The organism is Cupriavidus sp. 01L415 (genome assembly GCF_056400065.1).
In genome coordinates this window covers 1,009,644-1,030,534 of the sequence record NZ_JBFTSP010000001.1, presented here as the reverse complement: position 1 = coordinate 1,030,534, position 20,891 = coordinate 1,009,644, and the positions used below count along the sequence as shown (strand labels likewise).

The window sequence follows — 20,891 nt, the reverse complement described above, 5'->3', positions numbered from 1 at the left end:
AAAGCGGCTGGCGATGTCCAGCCGCTTTTTTGTTTACACTGCCGGACATTCCATCGCGTGCGGCGCGTGTCGCGCGCCGGGCAATGCACGACATTAATGAGGAGTCATCATGAAAGCCATCGAGATCCGCGAATACGGCGCGCCGGAAGTCCTGCAGGAAACGCAGCGCCCGGACCCCGAGGCGAAGGCGGGAGAGATCCTGATTCGCGTGGCGGCTGCCGGCGTGAATCGTCCTGATGTGTTCCAGCGCACCGGCAACTATCCCGTACCGCCGGGCGCGTCCGATCTGCCGGGTCTGGAAGTGGCTGGCGTGGTGGTCGGCGGTGACTTGTCGCATGCGGACAACCGTTTTGGCCTCAAGGTGGGCGACCGTGTCTGTGCGCTCGTGCAGGGCGGCGGCTACGCGGAACTGTGCACCGCGCCTGTGGCGCAGTGCCTGCCAGTGCCGGCCGGACTGACCGATATCGAGGCTGCGGCATTGCCTGAAACCTTCTTTACGGTGTGGAGCAATGTGTTCGACCGCGGCCAGCTCGGCAAGGGCCCTCGCGGCGCCGATGAGACGCTTCTGATCCAGGGTGGCTCGAGCGGCATCGGTACGACCGCGATCCAGATCGCCAAGGCGATGGGCTTCAAGGTCTTTGTGACCGCGGGCAGCGATGAAAAATGCAAGGCCTGCGAATCGCTCGGCGCCGATCGCGCCATCAACTACAAGACCCAGGAATTCGCGGCCGAGGTCAAGGCGCTGACCGAAGGGCGTGGCGTGGACGTGATCCTCGACATGGTGGCGGGTTCCTATTTGGCGCGTGAGCTGTCGTGCATTGCCGATGACGGCCGCATCGTCATCATCGCGTTGCTGGGTGGTGCCAAGGCGGAGATCCCGCTCGGTGACGTCCTGCGCCGTCGCATCACGATCACTGGCTCCACGCTGCGTCCCCGTCCGGCATCGTTCAAGGGTGCCATTGCGCAGGCGCTGTACCAGAACGTCTGGCCGCTGCTGGCCGCCGGCAAGATCAAGCCTGTGATTCATCAGGTGTTTCCGGCCGCTCAGGCTGCGGACGCTCATCGCCTGATGGAGTCGAGCGAGCATATCGGCAAGATCGTATTGACCTGGTAACCCGCAACAGGCGTGGCTGCGATCGCCGGCGGTTGCCGGTGGTTGCTGGCGGTCGTCGGGTGTGGGTGGTGGGCCACTGGCTGTATGCAAATGTCCGCCCGTTGTGGCGGACCCCCGGACCCCGCGCTACAATAGCGGGTTTGATCGAAAGGGGGCCCTTGTGAGACAAAAGCTGGTCATCGGCAACTGGAAGATGCACGGCAGCCTGGTCGCCAACGCGGCACTGCTGGAGGGTATCAAGGCGGTGCCGTCCCGCGCGAAGCTGGCGGTTTGTGTCCCATTCCCCTATCTTGCCCAGTGCCAGACGCTGTTGTCCGGTGCGCAAGTGGCCTGGGGTGCCCAGGATGTTTCGGCCGAGGCCCGTGGTGCCTTTACCGGCGAGGTGGCAGCATCGATGCTCGGCGAGTTCGGCTGCGCGTATGCGCTGGTCGGTCACTCGGAGCGCCGCACCTATCATGGCGAGTCGGATGCGACGGTTGCCGCCAAGGCGCTGCGCGCGCTCGAATTCGGTATTGTTCCGGTGGTCTGCGTCGGCGAGACGCTGGCCGAGCGCGAGGCGGGGCAGACCGAAGCGGTTGTGGGTCGTCAGTTGCAGGCTGTTCTGGACGCGTTGTCTATCGAACAGCTTGGTCAGATTGTTCTGGCCTATGAGCCTGTCTGGGCCATCGGTACCGGCAAGACCGCTACCAGTGCGCAGGCGCAAGCGGTGCACGCATTCCTGCGCGGTCAGGTGGCGGCAAAGGATGCCGGCGTGGCGCAGCGCATGGCCATCTTGTACGGTGGCAGCGTCAAGCCCGACAACGCCACGGAACTGTTTTCCATGTCCGATATCGACGGGGGCCTGATTGGAGGCGCTTCGTTGAAGGCGGATGATTTCCTCGCGATCGGCAACGCCTGAATGCCGGTTCCGATCGTCTGATCAGGCAAGTTCGAAACGAATTTAACCAAATGGCAATCTTCAAGACTTTGTTGGTAATCGTGCAGGTTCTGTCCGCACTCGGCGTGATCGGCCTTGTCCTGCTGCAGCATGGCAAGGGCGCCGATGTAGGCGCCGCGTTTGGCTCGGGCGCTTCCGGCAGCCTGTTCGGCGCATCCGGTTCGGCCAACTTTCTGTCGCGTACCACGGCTGTGCTGGCGTCGTTGTTCTTTGTCTGCACGCTCGGTCTGACGCTGCTGGGCAACTACAAGCCGAGCGCATCGCTGGGCGTGATGGGCGCCGCGCAACAGTCGGCTCCGGCACCGGCTCCGGCTGGTGCTTCCGCGCCTGCCGCGGCGGCCGCAGCTTCGGCTCCCGCTGCCCCTGCCGTTCCGAAATAATCCGCCTGCGATACCGCTGATTCCTGAGTTTATTTGCAGTTGTGCATTGAACAAATCCGGGATCATGGGTTAGAATGCAAGGCTTGAAACGATTCCCCAGCGACGGGGCCTGAACGAAGGACAGACTCCTTTGAGCAGGTCGCGGAAGGTGTAAAAACCTGGCGCAAGGCAATATTGTTTCTCCCCCAGCCGACGTGGTGAAATTGGTAGACACGCTATCTTGAGGGGGTAGTGGCGAAAGCTGTGCGAGTTCGAGTCTCGCCGTCGGCACCAAACAACTTGATCGGAGTCCGTTGTGGCACATGCCCCTGGCCAATGTTCCCGAACGCGACTCCGGCAGTCCGCAAGGCGGCGCCGTAGCTTCGACGGAATGGCGCTTGGGGTGGGCAACAGGACGCCGCTTCAGCTGGTGCTGTTGACAACATTCCAGATAAGGCTGGCCGTACCTTGACACTCGAAGCCTACTTCCCCGTCCTCATCTTTATCCTCTTTGGCATCGTGCTCGGTGTAGCGCTGATGTCCATTGGTCGGATACTCGGTCCCAACAATCCTGATACTGCGAAGCTGTCGCCCTACGAGTGCGGCTTCGAAGCGTTCGAGGACGCGCGCATGAAGTTCGACGTGCGCTATTACCTCATCGCCATCCTCTTTATCCTGTTCGATCTCGAAACTGCTTTCCTGTTTCCCTGGGGCGTTGCCCTCAAGGACATGGGATGGCCGGGATTCATCGCCATGGGCGTGTTTCTGCTGGAATTCATCGTGGGCTTCGTCTACATCTGGAAAAAGGGCGCGCTCGATTGGGAGTGATGTGAAATGGCAATCGAAGGCGTTCTCAACGAAGGCTTTGTCACGACTACCGCTGACAAGCTGATCAACTGGACCCGCACGGGCTCGCTCTGGCCAATGACGTTTGGCCTGGCCTGCTGTGCCGTGGAAATGATGCATGCTGGCGCCGCGCGCTACGACATGGACCGCTTCGGCGTGATTTTCCGCCCGTCGCCGCGTCAGTCGGACGTGATGATCGTGGCCGGCACGCTGTGCAACAAGATGGCGCCCGCGCTGCGCAAGGTCTACGACCAGATGGCCGAGCCGCGCTGGGTGATCTCGATGGGCTCGTGCGCCAATGGCGGCGGCTACTATCACTACTCGTACTCGGTGGTGCGCGGTTGCGACCGTATTGTGCCGGTCGACATCTATGTTCCGGGCTGCCCGCCGACGGCGGAAGCGCTGATCTACGGCGTGATCCAGCTCCAGAACAAGATCAAGCGTACCAACACCATCGCGCGCAAGGGCTGACATGGCGACCCTCGACACCCTCAAGGCCGCGCTCGAGAAGGTTCTCGGCAAGCGCGTGCAGAACCTGATCGAGGCCACCGGCGAACTGACATTGATCGTCAAGGCCGATGACTATCTCGAAACCGCCCGCCTGCTGCGCGACGATCCGTCGCTGCATTTCGAACAGCTGATCGACCTCTGCGGCGTGGACTATTCCGATTATGCGGAAGGTAGCTGGGACGGCCTGCGCTTCGCAGCGGTGTCGCACCTGCTGTCGCTGAAGCATAACTGGCGCCTGCGCGTACGTGTGTTCGCGCCGGATGACGATTTTCCGGTGCTGCCGTCCGTGATCGACGTCTGGAACGCGGTCAACTGGTTCGAGCGTGAAGCTTTCGATTTCTACGGCATCGTGTTCGAAGGGCACCCCGATCTTCGCCGCCTCCTGACCGACTACGGTTTCGTCGGCCATCCGTTCCGCAAGGACTTCCCGGTTTCCGGTTTCGTCGAGATGCGCTATGACCCGGAACAGAAGCGGGTCATCTACCAGCCGGTGACGATCGAGCCGCGCGAGATTACGCCCCGCGTAATTCGCGAGGATAACTACGGCGGCACGCAGCACTGAGATCGCGTCATGGCAGATATCAAGAACTACACCCTCAACTTCGGTCCCCAACACCCGGCAGCACACGGTGTGCTGCGCTTGGTGCTTGAGCTGGACGGCGAAGTCATTCAGCGCGCCGACCCGCATATCGGCCTGCTGCACCGCGCCACGGAAAAGCTGGCCGAGCAGAAGACCTGGATCCAGAACGTCCCCTACATGGACCGTCTCGACTATGTGTCGATGATGGTGAACGAGCACGCTTACGTGATGGCGATCGAGCGCCTGCTGGGCCTCGAGGTGCCGGTCCGCGCGCAGTACATCCGCGTGATGTTCGACGAAATCACCCGCCTGCTGAACCACCTGATGTGGATCGGCTCGCACGCGCTGGACGTGGGCGCGATGGCGGTGTTCCTCTATGCGTTCCGTGAACGCGAGGACATGTTCGACATGTACGAGGCGGTGTCCGGTGCGCGCATGCACGCGGCTTACTATCGTCCGGGCGGCGTGTACCGCGACCTGCCGGACACAATGCCGCAATACCGTGCGTCCAAGATCCACAACGAGCGTGCCATCAAGGTCATGAACGAAGCGCGTTCGGGCTCGCTGCTGGACTTCATCGAGGACTTCACGAACCGGTTCCCGACGTATGTCGATGAATATGAGACGCTGCTGACCGATAACCGTATCTGGAAGCAACGTCTGGTCGATATCGGCGTGGTCAGCCCGGAACGTGCGCTGCAGATGGGCTTTACCGGCCCAATGCTGCGCGGCTCGGGCATCGAATGGGATCTGCGCAAGAAGCAGCCGTACGAGGTCTACGACAAGCTCGACTTCGACATCCCCGTCGGTACGGCGGGCGACTGCTACTCGCGTTACCTGGTGCGCGTGGAAGAAATGCGCCAGTCGAACCGCATCATCAAGCAGTGCGTGGACTGGCTGCGTCGCAACCCGGGCCCCGTGATCACCGATAACCACAAGGTGGCGCCGCCGTCGCGGGTGGACATGAAGTCCAACATGGAAGAACTGATCCACCACTTCAAGCTGTTCACCGAAGGCATCCACGTGCCGGCCGGTGAGGCTTACGCGGCGGTGGAACACCCGAAGGGCGAGTTCGGCATCTATGCGATCTCCGATGGCGCGAACAAGCCGTACCGCCTGAAGATCCGTGCTCCGGGCTTCGTCCACCTGGCTGCGCTCGACGAAATGGCCAAGGGTCACATGATTGCGGACGCGGTCACGATCATTGGTACGCAGGACATCGTTTTCGGCGAGATCGACCGTTAAACCAGAGAGAGACACCAGGCCGTTGGATGGTGTCTCCTGATGGCCGTCGCCCGGACGACGATCCGGGCCTGTTCGGCCGGCCCCGCTGGTGACGGGGGCGGCAGGCGATGCCTGCGACGAACCGGCAAGGGTTGCTGTGCAACTTGCCGGCGGAACAAGGCAGCGACGGCTGCAAAACCAGCGGAGGTGCGCGCAAGGCGCGCGGCGTCCGCCGTATTACTGCAATGACCATGCTATCAGCAGAAGCTCTCAAGGAAATCGATCGCGCGATCGCGAAGTATCCGACCGACCAGAAACAGTCGGCCGTGATGGCGGCACTCGCCGTGGCACAGGGCGAGGTGGGTTGGGTTTCCCCCGAAGTCATGCAGTTCGTCGCCAGCTACCTGGAAATGCCGCCCGTGTGGGTGGAAGAGGTGGCCACGTTCTACAACATGTATGACACCAAGCCGGTGGGCAAGTACAAGCTCACCGTCTGTACCAACCTGCCGTGCGCGCTGTCCGGCGGCGAGCGGGCTGGCGAATACCTGAAACGCAAGCTCGGTATCGACTACAACGAAACCACCGCGGACGGTTGTTTCACCCTGAAAGAGGGCGAGTGCATGGGCGCATGCGGCGACGCACCGGTGATGATCGTCAACAACACCCGCATGTGCAGCTTCATGAGCGACGCCAAACTCGACGCCCTGGTCGACGAGCTCAAGGCCGAAGCCGCCGCCAAGGGGGACAAGTAACATGACCTCTCTGCACGACCGTCACATCAAGCCGCTGATCCTGGCTGGCCTGGACGGCAAGAACTGGCACCTGGAAGACTACGTCAAGCGCGGCGGCTACAAGCAGCTGCGCCGCATCCTGGCGGAGAAGATTCCGCCCGAGCAGGTGATCGCGGACGTCAAGGCGTCCGGTCTGCGCGGCCGCGGCGGCGCGGGTTTCCCGACCGGCCTGAAGTGGAGCTTCATGCCGCGTACGTTCCCGGGCCAGAAATACCTGGTCTGCAACACGGACGAAGGCGAGCCCGGCACATTCAAGGATCGCGACATCATCCGCTACAACCCGCATTCGCTGATCGAAGGCATGGCCATCGGTGCGTATGCGATGGGTATCACCGTGGGCTACAACTACATCCACGGCGAAATCTGGAACGAATACAAGATCTTCGAGGAAGCCCTCGAAGAAGCGCGCGCGGCCGGCTTCCTGGGTGACAACATCCTCGGTTCGGGCTTCAACTTCCAGCTGCACGCGCATCACGGCTACGGCGCCTATATTTGCGGCGAGGAAACCGCGCTGCTGGAATCGCTGGAAGGCAAGAAAGGCCAGCCGCGCTTCAAGCCGCCGTTCCCGGCCAGCTTCGGCCTGTACGGCAAGCCGACCACGATCAACAACACCGAGACGTTTGCCGCGGTGCCCTTCCTGCTGGAAGTGGGCCCGGACAACTATCTCAAGATGGGCAAGCCGAACAACGGTGGCACCAAGATCTTCTCGATCTCGGGCGACATCGAGCGTCCGGGCAATTACGAGATTCCGCTGGGCACGCCGTTCTCGACGCTGCTGGAACTGGCTGGCGGCATGCGCGGCGGCAAGCGTATCAAGGCCGTGATCCCGGGCGGTTCGTCCGCGCCGGTGGTGCCGGGCGACATGATGATGGCGTCCGACATGGACTACGACTCGATCGCCAAGGCCGGCTCGATGCTGGGCTCGGGTGCCGTGATCGTCATGGACGAGACGCGTTGCATGGTCCGCTCGCTGCTGCGCCTGTCGTATTTCTACTTTGAAGAATCGTGCGGCCAGTGCACGCCGTGCCGGGAAGGTACCGGCTGGCTCTATCGCATGGTCAATCGCATTGAACACGGAGAAGGCCGCCAGGAAGACCTGGACCTGCTCAATAACGTCGCGGAAAACATCATGGGTCGCACGATTTGCGCGCTCGGCGATGCCGCGGCGATGCCGGTACGCGGCATGCTCAAGCACTACTGGAAAGAGTTCGAGTATCACGTCGAACACAAGCAGTGCATGGTCCCGGCCCATTCCTGAAGCGTGGCAGAACATGGTTGAACTCGAGATCGACGGCAAGAAGGTAGAGGTTGCGGAAGGCAGCCTCGTGATGGAAGCCGCCCACAAGCTGGGCACCTACATCCCCCATTTCTGCTACCACCGCAAACTGTCCATCGCGGCGAACTGCCGCATGTGCCTGGTTGAAGTGGAAAAGGCGCCCAAGGCGCTCCCCGCCTGCGCCACCCCGGTGACGCCCGGCATGAAGGTCTTCACGAACTCCGAAAAAGCCGTCAAGGCCCAGAAGTCCGTGATGGAATTCCTGCTGATCAACCACCCGCTCGACTGCCCGATCTGCGATCAGGGCGGCGAATGCCAGTTGCAGGATCTGGCTGTGGGCTACGGTGCGTCGGAATCGCGCTACAAGGAAGAGAAGCGTGTGGTGTTCCACAAGAACGTGGGCCCGCTGATCTCCATGGAGGAGATGACCCGCTGCATCCACTGCACCCGCTGCGTACGTTTTGGCCAGGAAGTGGCCGGCGTGATGGAGCTGGGCATGCTGAACCGCGGCGAGCACTCGGAAATCACAACGTTCGTCGGCCAGACCGTGGATTCGGAACTGTCCGGCAACATGATCGACCTGTGCCCGGTCGGTGCGCTGACCAGCAAGCCGTTCCGCTACTCGGCCCGTACGTGGGAGCTGGCCCGCCGCAAGTCGGTGTCGCCGCACGATGGCCTTGGCGCAAACCTGGTGGTCCAGACCAAGAACCAGCGCGTGATGCGCGTGGTGCCGCTGGAAAACGAGGACGTCAACGAGTGCTGGCTGTCGGACAAGGACCGCTTCGCCTATGAAGGCCTGAACAGCCCGGACCGCCTGACGCGTCCGCTGCTGAAGCAGGGTGGCGAATGGATGGAATCTGACTGGCAGACCGCGCTGGAATATGTGGCCAACGGCTTGGCCAGCATCAAGCGTGATCATGGCGCCGACCAGATCGCCGCGCTGGCCAGCCCGCACAGCACGCTGGAAGAGCTGTATCTGCTGGGCAAGCTGGTGCGTGGCATCGGCAGCGACAATATCGACTTCCGCCTGCGCCAGACCGATTTCTCGGCAGCCCTGAAGGGCGCGCCGTGGCTGGGCATGCCGGTGGCTGATGTCACCACGCTGCAACGCGTGCTGGTGATCGGCTCCTCGCTGCGCAAGGATCATCCGCTGCTGGCCTCGCGTCTGCGCCAGGCTGGCAAGAAGGGCGCCCGTGTGGCCGTCCTGGGCACAGGTGGTGAAGATCTGCTGATGCCGCTGGCCGCACGCATCGACGTGGCCCCGTCCGGCTGGACTGCCGCGCTGGCCGGTGTGGCCCGCGCCGTGGCCACCGCCAAGGGCGTGGCCGCTCCTGCCGGTACCGATGGCGTCGACGGTGGCAACGCCGCGAAGGTAGTTGCCGATGCGCTGCTGTCGGGCGAGCGCCGCGCGGTGTTCCTCGGCAACGAGGCTGTGCGTCACCCGCAGTTCTCCGCGCTGCATGCGCTGGCTCAGTGGATCGCCACGGAAACGGGTGCCACGCTGGGCTTCCTGACCGAAGCGGCCAATACCGTGGGCGGCTACATCGCCGGTGCGCTGCCGCAGAATGGCGGCGCCAATGCGCAAGCCATGCTGGATGCGCCGCGTCGCGCCTACATCGTGCTGAATGCCGAGCCCGAGTTCGACACCGCCGACGCCCGCAAGGCGCTGGCCGCGCTGAACCAGGCAGGTACCGTGGTCGTGCTGTCGCCGTTCCGCTCGGAAGCGGCCATGCAGTACGCCGACGTGATCCTGCCGGTGACGCCATTCACGGAAACCGCCGGCACCTTCGTCAACGCCGAAGGCAAGCCGCAAAGCTTCAACGGCGTGGTCCGTGCGCTGGGCGAATCGCGTCCGGCCTGGAAGGTGCTGCGCGTGCTGGGCAACCTGCTGGACGTGCCGGGCTTCGACTTCGACACGGCCGAAGCCGTTCGCGACGAGGTACTGGCCAAGCCGCTGGCCGCGCAACTGAACAACGCCACCGATGCCCCGATCCGCGTGACGGCTGCCGTCGCCAACGGTATCGAACGCATCGCCGACGTGCCGATCTACCATGCCGACCCGATCGTACGCCGCGCAGATTCGCTGCAGTTGACCGCCGCCGCGCGCCGCGCGCTGCAAGTCTCGCTGTCTTCGGACCTGTTCGGCAAGCTGGGCGTGCAAGCGGGCGACCCGGTGCGCGTGACGCAAGGCGAGGGTAGCGTAGTGCTGCCGGCTGCCCTGGAGGCGACGCTGCCGGCCAACACCGTGCGCGTGCCGGCCGCGACCGTCGCGGCCGCCAGCCTGGGCGCGCTGTTCGGCAACGTTACCGTTGAGAAAGCCATCGAACTGCCGGGTGGCAATACCGCTGCGGCAACGTCGGCGGCCACCGCATAAGAAGAGCGAGAAAGCAACATGATCGACTGGATTACCTCGCAAGGACAGGCCATCTTCGGCGGCGTATGGACGCCGCTGTGGATTCTCATCCGCGCCGTGGTCATTGTGGTGCCGCTGCTGCTGTGCGTGGCCTACCTGATTCTGTGGGAGCGCAAGCTGATTGGCTGGATGCACGTCCGTATCGGCCCGAATCGCGTCGGCCCGCTGGGGCTGCTGCAGCCGATTGCCGACGTGCTGAAGCTGCTGCTCAAGGAAGTCATGATGCCGACGCAGGTCAGCCGGGGCATGTACCTGGTGGCCCCGCTGATGGTGCTGATGCCCGCCGTGGCGATCTGGGCGGTGATTCCGTTCCAGGCCGAAGTGGTGATGGCCGACGTGAACGCCGGTCTGCTGTATGTGATGGCGATCAGCTCCGTGGGCGTCTACGGCGTGATCCTGGCCGGCTGGGCCTCGAACTCCAAGTACGCTTTCATCGGCGCCATGCGCGCTGCGGCACAGATGGTGTCGTATGAAATCGCCATGGGCTTCGCGCTGGTGACCGTGCTGATGGTGGCGGGCAGTCTGAACCTGTCGGCGATCGTGAACGGCCAGAACACTGGCTACTTCGCCAACATGGGCATCAACTTCCTGTCGTGGAACTGGCTGCCGCTGCTGCCGATGTTCGGCGTGTACTTCATCTCCGGCGTGGCCGAAACCAACCGTCACCCGTTTGACGTGGTGGAAGGCGAATCGGAAATCGTGGCCGGTCACATGATCGAGTACTCGGGCATGGGCTTCGCGCTGTTCTTCCTGGCCGAATACATCAACATGATCGTCATCTCCACGATGACCGCGCTGATGTTCCTGGGTGGATGGGCGCCGCCGTTCTCGAGCGCGCTGACCAACGCGATTCCGGGCTTCTTCTGGTTGCTGATCAAGGTTTTCCTGCTGTTGTCGGTATTCATCTGGATCCGCGCATCGTTCCCGCGCTATCGCTATGACCAGATCATGCGTCTGGGCTGGAAGATTTTCATTCCGCTGACCGTGGGCTGGCTGATCATTGTGGCGATCTGGATCAAGTCGCCGTGGAACATCTGGCACTGAAAGGCCAGGCGACGGTGCGCCACTGCAGTGGCAGGGCGCACCGCGCGGAAATATTTAGGAAGCAATCGTCATGCTGACCGCCATCAAGGACTTCTTCAACAGCCTGCTCCTGAAGGAACTCTTCAAGGGCATGGCGCTGACCGGCCGCTATCTCTTCGCGCGCAAGATCACCGTCCAGTTCCCGGAAGAGAAGACGCCGATGTCACCGCGTTTCCGCGGCCTGCACGCACTGCGTCGCTACCCAAATGGGGAAGAGCGTTGCATCGCATGCAAGCTGTGTGAAGCGGTGTGCCCGGCGCTGGCCATCACGATCGAATCGGACGCGCGCAATGACGGCACCCGCCGCACCACGCGCTACGACATCGACCTGACCAAGTGCATTTTCTGCGGCTTCTGCGAAGAGGCTTGCCCGGTCGACGCCATCGTCGAGACGCACATTCTCGAGTACCACGGCGAGAAGCGCGGCGACCTGTACTTCACCAAGGACATGCTGCTGGCCGTAGGCGACCGCTATGAGCCGCAGATCGCCGCGGCCAAGGCTGCGGACGCCAAGTACCGCTAAGCAGGGCGGGTGTCGGGCCAGATGCCCGTCGCCCAAGTGAATTTGAATCGGCCCCGAACAAGGGCCAACAGAAGGATGCCGCAGCAGAAGCGGGCCACCCAGGCGGGTGACCCGTGGCGCGCGGCACCAAAGAGGATCCGATAGGGACCATGGAACTCACGACCGCCATCTTCTATGCCTTTGCGTTGGTGCTGGTGCTCTCCGCACTGAAAGTCATCACGGCAAAGAACCCGGTGCATTCCGCACTGTTCCTCGTCCTGGCGTTCTTCACCGCCGCGGCCATCTGGATGATCCTGAAGGCGGAGTTCCTCGCCATCCTGCTCGTGCTGGTCTACGTCGGCGCCGTGATGGTGCTGTTCCTGTTCGTGGTGATGATGATCGATATCGACATCGAGCACCTGCGACGCGACTTCTGGACCTACGTGCCGCTGGCCTCGGTGGTCGGCGCGCTGATCATCGCGGAAATGGCGATCGTGCTGGTGCGCAATTTCATCGGCACCACGGCAGCCGCGCTGCCCGCCGGCGCACAGGACCCGAACTATTCGAACACCGGTGCGCTAGGCAAGGTGATCTATTCGGACTACATCTACGCGTTCGAAGTGGCCGGCATCATCCTGCTGGTGGCGATCATCGCCGCCGTGGCACTGACCCTGCGCCGCCGCAAGGATGTCAAGGCACAGGACGTGTCGCGCCAGCTCCGCACCCGCCGCGATGATCGCGTGCGTATCGTGAGCATGCCGGCCGAAGGCCGGGCAGAAGCGGATGCCACGGCAGCCGCCAATAAGATCTAAGCCCGGAGAATAACGCTGTGCTCTCTCTCGCCCACTTCCTCGTGCTCGGTGCGATCCTGTTCGCGATCAGCATCGTCGGCATTTTCCTGAACCGCAAGAACGTGATCGTGCTGCTGATGGCGCTCGAACTGATGCTGCTTGCGGTGAATATCAACTTCGTGGCCTTCTCGCACTACATGGGCGATCTGGCCGGACAGGTTTTCGTTTTCTTCATCCTCACGGTGGCCGCCGCCGAATCGGCAATCGGTCTGGCAATCCTGGTCGTGCTGTTCCGTAACCTGGACACGATCAATGTGGACGACATGGATACCCTCAAGGGCTGATCCATGACCGACTACGCAAAGACCCAAGACCGTACCCCGATCGCACACCAATAAGCGTCCTATGGCAACCACGCTCAACCCCAACCTGCTGCTGGCGATTTCGCTGGCGCCGCTCGCCGGCGCCGCGATAGCCGGTCTGTTCGGTACCAAGTTCTTCGGCTCGTTTTCCTCGGAGTCGCGCGGCGGCCGGATCGTGGCCCACTCGGCGACGATCCTTGGTGTCGCCATCTCCTTCGTGTTGTCGCTGCTGGTGCTGCGCGACGTGATGGATGGCGCCAGCTACAACGGCACCGTCTATGAATGGATGGCGATCGGCAGCCTGAAGATGGAAGTCGGCTTCCTGGTCGATTCCCTCACCGCGATGATGATGGTGGTCGTGACCTTCGTCTCGCTGATGGTGCACATCTACACCGTCGGCTACATGCAAGGTGATCACGGCTACAACCGTTTCTTCGCCTACATCTCGCTTTTCACCTTCTCGATGCTGATGCTGGTGATGAGCAACAACTTCCTGCAGCTGTTCTTCGGCTGGGAAGCGGTGGGCCTGGTGTCGTACCTGCTGATCGGCTTCTGGTACACCCGCCCGACGGCGATCTTCGCCAACCTGAAGGCATTCCTGGTCAACCGCGTGGGTGACTTCGGCTTCATCCTCGGTATCGGCCTGCTGCTGGCCTACAGCGGCAGCATGAACTACACGGACGTGTTTGCCGCCCGCGAGAACCTGGCGACGGTCGTGTTCCCGGGCACGGACTGGATGATGCTGACGGTCGCGTGCATCTGCCTGTTCATCGGCGCGATGGGCAAGTCGGCGCAATTCCCGCTGCACGTGTGGCTGCCTGACTCGATGGAAGGCCCGACCCCGATTTCCGCGCTGATCCACGCGGCCACGATGGTGACCGCCGGCATCTTCATGGTGGCACGCATGTCGCCGCTGTTCGAACTGTCGGATACCGCGCTGTCCTTTGTGCTGGTGATCGGTGCCATCACGGCCCTGTTCATGGGCTTCCTGGGCATCATCCAGAACGATATCAAGCGCGTGGTGGCGTACTCGACGCTGTCGCAGCTGGGCTACATGACGGTGGCACTGGGCGCGTCGGCCTACTCGGTGGCCGTGTTCCACCTGATGACGCACGCGTTCTTCAAGGCGCTGCTGTTCCTCGGCGCCGGCTCGGTGATCATTGGCATGCACCACGATCAGGATATCCGCAACATGGGTGGCCTGCGCAAGTACATGCCGATCACCTGGATCACGTCGCTGGTTGGCTCGCTGGCCCTGATCGGCACGCCGTTCTTCGCGGGTTTCTACTCCAAGGACTCGATCATCGAGGCCGTGGCCGAATCCCACATCGCCGGTTCGGGCTTCGCCTACTTCGCGGTGCTGGCCGGTGTGTTCGTGACCGCGTTCTACTCGTTCCGCATGTACTTCCTGGTGTTCCATGGTGAAGAGCGCTTCGGCAAGCCGCACCTTCACCACGATCACCACGAGGAAGAAGAGGAATCGCACGGTGACGACCATCACCACGGCCTGGCCCCGGGCGAAAAGCCGCATGAGTCGCCTTGGGTGGTGACCCTGCCGCTGGTGCTGCTGGCCATCCCGTCGGTGATCATCGGCGCCATCACCATCGAGCCGATGCTGTTCGGCGACTTCTTCAAGCATGGCGTGGCGTTCAAGGACGTGATCTTCGTTGGCGAAAACCACCACGCGATGGAAGAGCTGAAGGAAGCCTTCCACGGCTGGGTGCCGATGGCGCTCCACTCGCTGACGACCCCCGTGTTGTGGCTGGCCATCGCCGGCGTGGTGCTGTCCTGGTTCTTCTACATGAAGCGCCCGGATATCCCCGAAGCCATCAAGCAACGTTTCTCGGGCCTGTACAAGCTGCTGGACAACAAGTACTACATGGACGCCATCAACCAGGTCGTATTCGCCCGCGGTGCGCGTCTGCTGGGTACCGGCCTGTGGAAGGGCGGCGACCAGGGCCTGATCGACGGCGTGTTCGTCAACGGTTCGGCCCGTGTGGTGGCATCGTTTGCCGCCGCCAGCCGCTACCTGCAGTCTGGCTATATCTACCATTACGCTTTCGCGATGATTATCGGCATGCTGGTGCTCCTGACGCTGACGGTCACTGGCGTGATAGGCACCAAGTGATAGGCACCAAGTAAGGAAAACATAGAAATGGTTCTGTCTTTCGCAATCTGGCTGCCAATCGCCTTCGGTCTGCTGATCCTCGCGTCCGGATCGGACCGTAGCAAGAGCTACGTCCGCTGGATGGCGCTGTTCGGCGCGCTGGCCAGCTTCATCGTCACGCTGCCGCTGGTCGTCCACTTCGACACGGCCACCGCGGCCATGCAGTTCGTCGAGCAATTCGACTGGATCGAGCGCTTCAAGATTCAGTACCACCTGGGTGTCGACGGCATCTCGATGTGGTTCGTGGTGCTGACCGCGTTCATCAACGTGATCGTCGTCATCTCTGCCTGGGAAGTGATCACCGATCGCGTGGCCGAATACATGGCCTCGTTCATGATGCTGTCCGGCCTGATGATCGGCGTGTTCTGCGCGCTGGACGGCCTGCTGTTCTATGTGTTCTTCGAGGCCACGCTGATCCCGATGTACATCATCATCGGTGTCTGGGGCGGTCCGAACCGCGTGTACGCGGCGTTCAAGTTCTTCCTCTACACGCTGCTGGGCTCGCTGCTGACCCTGGTCGCGCTGCTGTATCTGTACAGCAAGACCGGCACGTTTGAAATTCTCGGCTGGCACCAGGCCAAGCTGTCGATGCAAGAGCAGGTCGCGCTGTTCGTGGCGTTCTTTATGGCGTTCGCGGTGAAGGTGCCGATGTGGCCGGTGCATACCTGGCTGCCGGACGCCCACGTGGAAGCGCCGACCGGCGGTTCCGTGGTACTGGCGGCGATTATGCTGAAGTTGGGTGCCTACGGGTTCCTGCGGTTCTCGCTGCCGATCGCGCCGGACGCCAGCCACACGCTGGCCCCGTTCATCATCACGATCTCGCTGATCGCCGTGATTTACATCGGCCTCGTGGCGCTGGTCCAGGCTGACATGAAGAAGCTGGTGGCGTATTCGTCGATCGCCCACATGGGTTTCGTGACGCTGGGCTTCTTCATCTTCAACGACATCGGCGTGGAAGGCGGCATCATCCAGATGATCTCGCACGGTTTCGTGTCGGGCGCCATGTTCTTGTGCATCGGCGTGCTGTATGACCGCGTGCACTCGCGCCAGATCGCCGATTACGGCGGTGTGGTGAACACGATGCCGAAGTTCGCGGCGCTGTCGGTATTCTTCGCGATGGCCAACTGCGGCCTGCCGGCCACCTCGGGCTTCGTGGGCGAGTTCATGGTCATCCTGGGCGCCGTGAAGTACAACTTCTGGATCGGCCTGCTGGCCGCCACGGCCCTGATCTTCGGCGCGGCGTACTCGCTGTGGATGGTCAAGCGCGTGATCTTCGGCGATGTCGTGCACCAGCACGTGCGCGAACTGCTGGACCTGAACAAGCGCGAGTTCTTCATGCTGGGTCTGCTGGCCATCATGACGCTTTACATGGGCCTGTACCCGAAGCCCTTTACCGACGTGATGCACGCATCGGTGGTGAACCTGCTGTCCCACGTGGCACAGTCCAAGCTGTAACCGGGGGAGAGAAATCAACATGCAACCGTCAACTAGCCTGGCCCCCGTGGCGCCAATCATTTTCCTGGCGATCGCCATTGCGGCGATCAACTGGATCGACCTTGCCCGCGGCAAGAGCCGCCAGAGCCTGGCGTATCCGCTGTCGCTGCTGACCACCCTGATCCTGACCGTGTGGTTTGGCATGAACGCCGCCAGCGGCGAGACGCACTACGCGTTCGCCAACCTGGTGGTGATCGATCCGATGGCCAACGTGCTGTCCGCGTTCTGCGCCGCCGGCATGTTCCTGACGCTGATCTATACGCGCAGCTACCTGGCCGAGCGCGACATGTTCGCCGGCGAGTTCTACATGCTCGCGCTGTTCACGCTGGGCGGCCAGGTCGTGATGATCACCGGCAACAACTTCCTGACCCTGTACCTCGGCCTGGAACTGTTGTCGCTGTCGTCGTACGCACTGGTGGCCTTGCGCCGCGAATCGCGCGTGACGTCGGAATCGGCCATGAAGTACTTCGTGCTGGGTGCGCTGGCGTCGGGCTTCCTGCTCTACGGCGTGTCGATGATGTACGGCGCCACCGGTTCGCTGAACCTGGGCGAGGTGTTCCGCGTGGTCGAGTCCGGCCGTGTCAACACCACGATGCTGGCATTCGGTGTGGTCTTCATCGTTGCCGGCCTGTCCTTCAAGATCGGTGCCGCGCCGTTCCACATGTGGATCCCGGACATCTACCAGGGTTCGCCGACCGCCGTGACGCTGCTGATTGCCGGTGGCCCGAAGGTCGCTGCGTTTGCGATGATCGTGCGCGTGCTGGTGGAAGGCCTGCTGCCGCTGGCCAGTGACTGGCAGATGATGCTGGTGGTGTTGTCGGTGGCTTCGCTGGTGATCGGTAACCTGACCGCCATCGCGCAGACCAACCTGAAGCGGATGCTGGCGTACTCGACCATCTCGCACATGGGCTTCATCCTGCTGGGCATGCTGTCCGGCGTGGTGGCCAACAAGGCTGATGGCGCGGCCGATGCGTACAGTGCGTCGATGTTCTATTCGGTGACGTACCTGCTGACCACGCTCGGCACCTTCGGCCTGATCCTGATCCGCACCCGCAAGGGCTTCGAAGCCGAAACGCTGGACGATCTGAAGGGCATGTCGCGCCGTCATCCGTGGTTTGCGCTGCTGATGCTGGTGATGATGTTCTCGATGGCCGGCATTCCGCCGACCGTGGGCTTCTACGCCAAGCTGGCCGTGCTGGAGGCGGTGGTGAAGACCGGCATGAGCTGGCTGGCCATCGTGGCGGTGATGTTCTCGCTGATCGGCGCGTTCTACTACCTGCGCGTCGTCAAGCTGATGTACTTTGACGCACCGGTTGGCGAAGAGCCGCTGGAAGCGTCGACGGGCCTACGCTCGGTGTTGAGCCTGAACGGCCTGGCCGTCATCCTGCTGGGTATCTTCCCGGCTGCGCTGATGAACCTGTGCTACCAGGCGATCCGCGCGACGCTGGCATCCTGATCGCACAAGGCAAGCAATCATGAGTTCCTCGGCGGGCGGCTGGTTTGTCATCTTTCTGGCACTGGTTTGTGCCAACCTGCCGTTCGTCAACCAGCGCCTGTTTGCGGCGGTGGGCCTCAAGTGGGCTCGCAAGCCGCTCTGGCTGCGCGTGGTGGAACTGATCGTGTGGTACGTGGTGGCCGGCCTTGCCGGCTTCGCGGTGGAGGCCAGCCTCGGCAACAGCTTCCCGCAAGGCTGGCAGTTCTACGCCATCACGGCCTGCATGATGCTGGTGTTCGCCTTCCCCGGCTTCACCTGGCAATACCTGGTCAAACACCGCACGGCCTGACGGCTAGCCTGCGCCCGGGCCCGTGCAATACCCCCGGAGCGTTCATGACGGACAAGACCCACGCCGCGTCGGCCACCCAACCGGCCGCATCCGGATCGGATGATCACCTCAGGGAGACCTGCGTGGCGTCCGCCACCATCCACCGCGGCAAATTCCTCACCCTGAAGCAAGACATCGTGCGCCTGCCGGATGGCAAGCAGACCAGCCGCGAGTACGTGCTGCATCCGGGCGCGGTCATGATGATCCCGCTGTTCGACGATGGCACGGTGTTGATGGAGCGCCAGTTCCGTTATCCGGTGGGCGAGGTCATGCTTGAATTTCCGGCCGGCAAGCTGGATCCGGAAGAGGGCGCCCAGCGCTGCGGCGAGCGCGAACTACTCGAGGAAACCGGATACACCGCCCGCCGCTGGGACTACCTGGCACGGATTCACCCAGTCATTTCCTATTCCACCGAATTTATCGACCTGTTCCTGGCGCGTGACCTGACGGCCGGCGAGTCGAAGCTCGATGACGGCGAGTTTCTGGAGACGTTCATTGCCCCGGTGGGGCAGGTGATCGACTGGGTGCGCCAGGGCCGGATCAGCGACGTCAAGACGATCATCGGCGCGTTCTGGCTGGAGAAGGTGGTGTCGGGCGCCTGGCAACCAGGCGAGCTGGCCGAGCCGCCGTTCCCGGTCAGCCGGAACGGCGGCTGACTTTCTGCTTTGCTGCTAAGCTTGCGACGGCCATCCGCCACGGGGTTTTCCCTCGATTTGCGACGGGTGGCGGGGTGGCGCCGCAGGATTGTGTTTTGAACGCATCCTGCGGGGCGGAACGGTCACAGAAATAAATTAGCACGACCGTTCACAAAATTTCGATTCACGGCTAATATTGCCCGACGGGCTGGAAAGATCATGAAGGTGCTCGACCTGCGCTGTGCGCAAGACCATCGTTTCGAGGGCTGGTTTGCCTCGGAGGAAGATGCGCAGTCGCAGATGTCGCGCAACCTTGTCCAATGCCCGGTCTGTGGCGACCATGACGTCAGCCGCCTGCCCAGCGCGCCGCGCCTGAACCTGTCAGGCGCCAGCGCAAAGCCGGCGCCAACGCAAGCCGCGCAAGCCATGCAGGGCAACGCCGAGGTGCAGCAAGCCATGCAGGCGCTGCAGGCGCGCTACCTGAAGGCTGTCAGGCAGGTCATGGCGCAGACCGAGGACGTGGGCGACCGCTTTGCCGAGGAGGCGCGGCGCATTCACTACGAAGAGGCTCCGGAACGCGGCATCCGCGGTTCGGCCTCGGCGGAGGACGTGCAGGCGCTGGCCGAGGAGGGCATCGAGACCTTTCCGCTCATCGTGCCGGACGCACTGAAGCAGACGGCCCACTGAACAAGCATCCTGTGCCCGGGTTTTCCTTGCGCAGCGATGCGCAGGAAAAACAACTCGCCGGTCCTCGCGCCGGCACCACTGGAGACGGGCATGGATCTCAACTATTCGGCGTCCGACAACGCCTTCCGACAGGAAGTGCGTAGCTGGCTGGAAGCCAACCTGCCGGCGGCAATCCGCGAAAAGGTACTCAACCACCGCCGCCCCAACCGCGATGACCTCGTGACCTGGCACAAGCTCCTGGCCGGCAAGGGCTGGTCGGCTCCGCACTGGCCGGTCGAGTTCGGCGGCACGGGCTGGAACGCCACGCAACGCCATATCTGGGACGAGGAAAATGCCCGCGTCGGCGCGCCCGGCGTGCTGCCGTTCGGCGTGGCAATGGTGGCGCCGGTGATCATGAAGTACGGCAACGCCGAGCAGAAGTCCTACTACCTGCCGCGTATCCTCGATTGCACCGACTGGTGGTGCCAGGGCTATTCCGAGCCGGGCTCCGGCTCCGACCTGGCCTCGCTGAAGACGCGCGCCGAGCTGACCTCGGACGGCAAGCACTACATCGTCAATGGCCAGAAGACCTGGACCACGCTCGGCCAGCACGCAGACATGATCTTCTGCCTGGTCCGCACCGATCCGGAAGCCAAGAAGCAGGAAGGCATCTCGTTCCTGCTGATCGACATGAAGACGCCGGGCATCACCGTGCGTCCGATCATCATGCTCGACGAAGAACACGAAGTGAACGAGGTCTTCTTCGACAACGTGAAGGTGCCGGTGGAAAACCGCGTCGGCGAGGAGAACCGCGGCTGGACGTACGCCAAGTACCTGCTGGGCCATGAGCGTACCGGCATCGCCCGCGTGGGCAATTCCAAGCGCGAACTGGGCTTCCTGAAGCGCGTGGCGCGCCAGCAGGAGAAGAACGGCAAGCCGCTGCTGGAAGATCCGGTGTTCGGCGCCAAGGTGGCCGCGCTCGAAATCGAGTTGATGGCGTTGGAGCTTACCGTGCTGCGCGTGGTGTCGAGCGAAGCCGCCGGCAAGGGCCCCGGCCCCGAGGCATCGATGCTCAAGATCAAGGGCACCGAGATCCAGCAGATGCTGACCGAACTGATGGTGGAGGCCGTGGGCCCGTACGCGCAGCCGTTCGATCCGGCCTACCTCGAGTGCGAACACGAGCACGCCGTGACCGGCTTCGACGCCGCCGCACCGCTGGCCGCGTACTACTTCAACTATCGCAAGACCTCCATCTACGGCGGGTCCAACGAAATTCAGAAGAACATCATCAGCCAGATGATTCTGGGGCTGTGAGGAG

At 62.7% G+C, this 20,891-nt stretch carries 21 protein-coding genes and 1 tRNA gene; all 22 read left to right on the top strand.

Annotated features, from left to right (window positions below; translation table 11 throughout):
- Positions 1-109: 109 nt before the first annotated feature.
- The 22 genes from AC1DOX_RS04775 to AC1DOX_RS04670 all read left to right on the top strand — a co-directional run bounded on the left by AC1DOX_RS04775 (position 110) and on the right by AC1DOX_RS04670 (position 20,887).
- Positions 110-1,114, top strand: coding sequence for an NAD(P)H-quinone oxidoreductase (locus AC1DOX_RS04775; RefSeq protein ID WP_441615458.1), 1,005 nt, complete (start codon positions 110-112; stop codon positions 1,112-1,114).
- A gap of 160 nt (positions 1,115-1,274) precedes the next feature.
- The gene (gene tpiA / locus AC1DOX_RS04770) at positions 1,275-2,012 is read left to right on the top strand and encodes a triose-phosphate isomerase (protein ID WP_441615456.1); all 738 of its coding nucleotides are present in this window, start codon (positions 1,275-1,277) and stop codon (positions 2,010-2,012) included.
- 50 nt (positions 2,013-2,062) lie between these two features.
- Positions 2,063-2,431: a preprotein translocase subunit SecG gene (gene secG / locus AC1DOX_RS04765; RefSeq protein WP_092138839.1), complete on the top strand. Its 369-nt coding sequence runs from the start codon at positions 2,063-2,065 to the stop codon at positions 2,429-2,431.
- Positions 2,432-2,619: 188 nt separating this feature from the next.
- Positions 2,620-2,704: transfer RNA gene (locus AC1DOX_RS04760), tRNA-Leu, on the top strand.
- Between the two features lie 174 nt (positions 2,705-2,878).
- Entirely contained in the window at positions 2,879-3,238 is a 360-nt protein-coding gene (locus AC1DOX_RS04755; RefSeq protein WP_092138837.1) for an NADH-quinone oxidoreductase subunit A, read from the top strand.
- A 6-nt stretch (positions 3,239-3,244) separates the two neighbouring features.
- Positions 3,245-3,727, top strand: coding sequence for a NuoB/complex I 20 kDa subunit family protein (locus AC1DOX_RS04750; protein ID WP_008643342.1), 483 nt, complete (start codon positions 3,245-3,247; stop codon positions 3,725-3,727).
- Between the two features lies 1 nt (position 3,728).
- Positions 3,729-4,328 (top strand): NADH-quinone oxidoreductase subunit C, encoded by a 600-nt coding sequence (locus AC1DOX_RS04745; RefSeq protein WP_092138835.1) that lies wholly within the window; start codon positions 3,729-3,731, stop codon positions 4,326-4,328.
- 9 nt (positions 4,329-4,337) lie between these two features.
- The gene (locus AC1DOX_RS04740; protein ID WP_441615453.1) at positions 4,338-5,591 is read left to right on the top strand and encodes an NADH-quinone oxidoreductase subunit D; all 1,254 of its coding nucleotides are present in this window, start codon (positions 4,338-4,340) and stop codon (positions 5,589-5,591) included.
- Positions 5,592-5,821: 230 nt separating this feature from the next.
- Positions 5,822-6,322 (top strand): NADH-quinone oxidoreductase subunit NuoE, encoded by a 501-nt coding sequence (gene nuoE / locus AC1DOX_RS04735; RefSeq protein ID WP_092139162.1) that lies wholly within the window; start codon positions 5,822-5,824, stop codon positions 6,320-6,322.
- 1 nt (position 6,323) lies between these two features.
- Positions 6,324-7,619, top strand: coding sequence for an NADH-quinone oxidoreductase subunit NuoF (gene nuoF, locus AC1DOX_RS04730; RefSeq protein ID WP_441615451.1), 1,296 nt, complete (start codon positions 6,324-6,326; stop codon positions 7,617-7,619).
- Positions 7,620-7,632: 13 nt separating this feature from the next.
- The gene (gene nuoG / locus AC1DOX_RS04725; RefSeq protein WP_441615449.1) at positions 7,633-10,011 is read left to right on the top strand and encodes an NADH-quinone oxidoreductase subunit NuoG; all 2,379 of its coding nucleotides are present in this window, start codon (positions 7,633-7,635) and stop codon (positions 10,009-10,011) included.
- Positions 10,012-10,029: 18 nt separating this feature from the next.
- Positions 10,030-11,094 (top strand): NADH-quinone oxidoreductase subunit NuoH, encoded by a 1,065-nt coding sequence (nuoH, locus tag AC1DOX_RS04720; protein WP_441615447.1) that lies wholly within the window; start codon positions 10,030-10,032, stop codon positions 11,092-11,094.
- Positions 11,095-11,167: 73 nt separating this feature from the next.
- Entirely contained in the window at positions 11,168-11,656 is a 489-nt protein-coding gene (gene nuoI / locus AC1DOX_RS04715) for an NADH-quinone oxidoreductase subunit NuoI (protein ID WP_441615650.1), read from the top strand.
- A 149-nt stretch (positions 11,657-11,805) separates the two neighbouring features.
- Positions 11,806-12,447 (top strand): NADH-quinone oxidoreductase subunit J, encoded by a 642-nt coding sequence (locus AC1DOX_RS04710; RefSeq protein ID WP_441615445.1) that lies wholly within the window; start codon positions 11,806-11,808, stop codon positions 12,445-12,447.
- 17 nt (positions 12,448-12,464) lie between these two features.
- Positions 12,465-12,770 carry an NADH-quinone oxidoreductase subunit NuoK gene (gene nuoK, locus AC1DOX_RS04705; protein ID WP_092138821.1) on the top strand — a complete coding sequence of 102 codons (306 nt, stop codon included), beginning with the start codon at positions 12,465-12,467 and terminating at the stop codon, positions 12,768-12,770.
- Between the two features lie 61 nt (positions 12,771-12,831).
- A complete protein-coding gene (nuoL, locus tag AC1DOX_RS04700; protein ID WP_441615443.1) occupies positions 12,832-14,916 on the top strand; it encodes an NADH-quinone oxidoreductase subunit L in 2,085 nt (694 codons plus the stop codon).
- A gap of 27 nt (positions 14,917-14,943) precedes the next feature.
- Positions 14,944-16,410 (top strand): NADH-quinone oxidoreductase subunit M, encoded by a 1,467-nt coding sequence (locus tag AC1DOX_RS04695; protein WP_441615441.1) that lies wholly within the window; start codon positions 14,944-14,946, stop codon positions 16,408-16,410.
- A gap of 19 nt (positions 16,411-16,429) precedes the next feature.
- On the top strand, positions 16,430-17,905 hold the full coding sequence (gene nuoN, locus AC1DOX_RS04690) for an NADH-quinone oxidoreductase subunit NuoN (protein WP_441615439.1): 1,476 nt from the start codon (positions 16,430-16,432) through the stop codon (positions 17,903-17,905).
- Between the two features lie 19 nt (positions 17,906-17,924).
- Positions 17,925-18,233 carry a DUF2818 family protein gene (locus tag AC1DOX_RS04685; RefSeq protein WP_477101305.1) on the top strand — a complete coding sequence of 103 codons (309 nt, stop codon included), beginning with the start codon at positions 17,925-17,927 and terminating at the stop codon, positions 18,231-18,233.
- A 44-nt stretch (positions 18,234-18,277) separates the two neighbouring features.
- Complete coding sequence (locus tag AC1DOX_RS04680) at positions 18,278-18,928, top strand: NUDIX domain-containing protein (protein ID WP_441615435.1); 651 nt, start codon at positions 18,278-18,280, stop codon at positions 18,926-18,928.
- Positions 18,929-19,126: 198 nt separating this feature from the next.
- Positions 19,127-19,594: a DUF1178 family protein gene (locus AC1DOX_RS04675; RefSeq protein WP_441615433.1), complete on the top strand. Its 468-nt coding sequence runs from the start codon at positions 19,127-19,129 to the stop codon at positions 19,592-19,594.
- Positions 19,595-19,684: 90 nt separating this feature from the next.
- Complete coding sequence (locus AC1DOX_RS04670) at positions 19,685-20,887, top strand: acyl-CoA dehydrogenase family protein (RefSeq protein ID WP_441615431.1); 1,203 nt, start codon at positions 19,685-19,687, stop codon at positions 20,885-20,887.
- Positions 20,888-20,891 lie beyond the last annotated feature (4 nt).

Excerpts from the sequence above, each read along its gene's own strand:
- AC1DOX_RS04775 (WP_441615458.1), top strand. The coding sequence starts at position 110 with ATGAAAGCCATCGAGATCCGCGAATACGGCGCGCCGGAAGTCCTGCAG.
- secG (WP_092138839.1), top strand. The coding sequence starts at position 2,063 with ATGGCAATCTTCAAGACTTTGTTGGTAATCGTGCAGGTTCTGTCCGCA.
- AC1DOX_RS04750 (WP_008643342.1), top strand. The coding sequence starts at position 3,245 with ATGGCAATCGAAGGCGTTCTCAACGAAGGCTTTGTCACGACTACCGCT.
- AC1DOX_RS04745 (WP_092138835.1), top strand. The coding sequence starts at position 3,729 with ATGGCGACCCTCGACACCCTCAAGGCCGCGCTCGAGAAGGTTCTCGGC.
- AC1DOX_RS04740 (WP_441615453.1), top strand. The coding sequence starts at position 4,338 with ATGGCAGATATCAAGAACTACACCCTCAACTTCGGTCCCCAACACCCG.
- nuoE (WP_092139162.1), top strand. The coding sequence starts at position 5,822 with ATGCTATCAGCAGAAGCTCTCAAGGAAATCGATCGCGCGATCGCGAAG.
- nuoF (WP_441615451.1), top strand. The coding sequence starts at position 6,324 with ATGACCTCTCTGCACGACCGTCACATCAAGCCGCTGATCCTGGCTGGC.
- nuoG (WP_441615449.1), top strand. The coding sequence starts at position 7,633 with ATGGTTGAACTCGAGATCGACGGCAAGAAGGTAGAGGTTGCGGAAGGC.
- nuoH (WP_441615447.1), top strand. The coding sequence starts at position 10,030 with ATGATCGACTGGATTACCTCGCAAGGACAGGCCATCTTCGGCGGCGTA.
- AC1DOX_RS04710 (WP_441615445.1), top strand. The coding sequence starts at position 11,806 with ATGGAACTCACGACCGCCATCTTCTATGCCTTTGCGTTGGTGCTGGTG.
- nuoL (WP_441615443.1), top strand. The coding sequence starts at position 12,832 with ATGGCAACCACGCTCAACCCCAACCTGCTGCTGGCGATTTCGCTGGCG.
- AC1DOX_RS04695 (WP_441615441.1), top strand. The coding sequence starts at position 14,944 with ATGGTTCTGTCTTTCGCAATCTGGCTGCCAATCGCCTTCGGTCTGCTG.
- nuoN (WP_441615439.1), top strand. The coding sequence starts at position 16,430 with ATGCAACCGTCAACTAGCCTGGCCCCCGTGGCGCCAATCATTTTCCTG.
- AC1DOX_RS04685 (WP_477101305.1), top strand. The coding sequence starts at position 17,925 with ATGAGTTCCTCGGCGGGCGGCTGGTTTGTCATCTTTCTGGCACTGGTT.
- AC1DOX_RS04680 (WP_441615435.1), top strand. The coding sequence starts at position 18,278 with ATGACGGACAAGACCCACGCCGCGTCGGCCACCCAACCGGCCGCATCC.
- AC1DOX_RS04675 (WP_441615433.1), top strand. The coding sequence starts at position 19,127 with ATGAAGGTGCTCGACCTGCGCTGTGCGCAAGACCATCGTTTCGAGGGC.
- AC1DOX_RS04670 (WP_441615431.1), top strand. The coding sequence starts at position 19,685 with ATGGATCTCAACTATTCGGCGTCCGACAACGCCTTCCGACAGGAAGTG.